At 51.2% G+C, this 428-nt stretch carries 4 tRNA genes; all 4 read right to left on the reverse strand.

The features are described from left to right. Positions 1 to 48 precede the first annotated feature (48 nt). Positions 49 to 124 (reverse strand) — tRNA-Ala (locus C406_RS0119080). Between the two features lie 20 nt (positions 125 to 144). After that, positions 145 to 221, reverse strand: a tRNA-Pro gene (locus C406_RS0119085). A 14-nt stretch (positions 222 to 235) separates the two neighbouring features. After that, a tRNA-Arg gene (locus tag C406_RS0119090) sits at positions 236 to 312 on the reverse strand. Between the two features lie 23 nt (positions 313 to 335). Then, positions 336 to 424: transfer RNA gene (locus tag C406_RS0119095), tRNA-Leu, on the reverse strand. Positions 425 to 428 lie beyond the last annotated feature (4 nt).

The following is a 428-nucleotide window of genomic DNA, read 5'->3' on the forward strand; positions in this document are numbered from 1 at the left end:
CTAGCCAGCTGTTCTAGGACGACAGGATATAATGATCCATAAGATATTTGGTGGAGCCTAGCGGGATCGAACCGCTGACCTCCTGCGTGCAAGGCAGGCGCTCTCCCAGCTGAGCTAAGGCCCCTTAAAAGGGATATAATAAACTGGTCGGGAAGACAGGATTCGAACCTGCGACCCCTTGGTCCCAAACCAAGTGCTCTACCAAGCTGAGCTACTTCCCGATATTAAATAATAATGGCGCGCCCGAGAGGACTCGAACCTCTAACCGCTTGATTCGTAGTCAAGTACTCTATCCAATTGAGCTACGGGCGCTAAATATGCTGTTTTATAAAAAATGGTGCCGAGGACCGGAATCGAACCGGTACGGTAGTCACCTACCGCAGGATTTTAAGTCCTGTGCGTCTGCCAGTTCCGCCACCCCGGCATTT

Source organism: Paenisporosarcina sp. TG-14, from assembly GCF_000297555.1.
Taxonomy (GTDB): Bacteria; Bacillota; Bacilli; order Bacillales_A; family Planococcaceae; genus Paenisporosarcina; species Paenisporosarcina antarctica.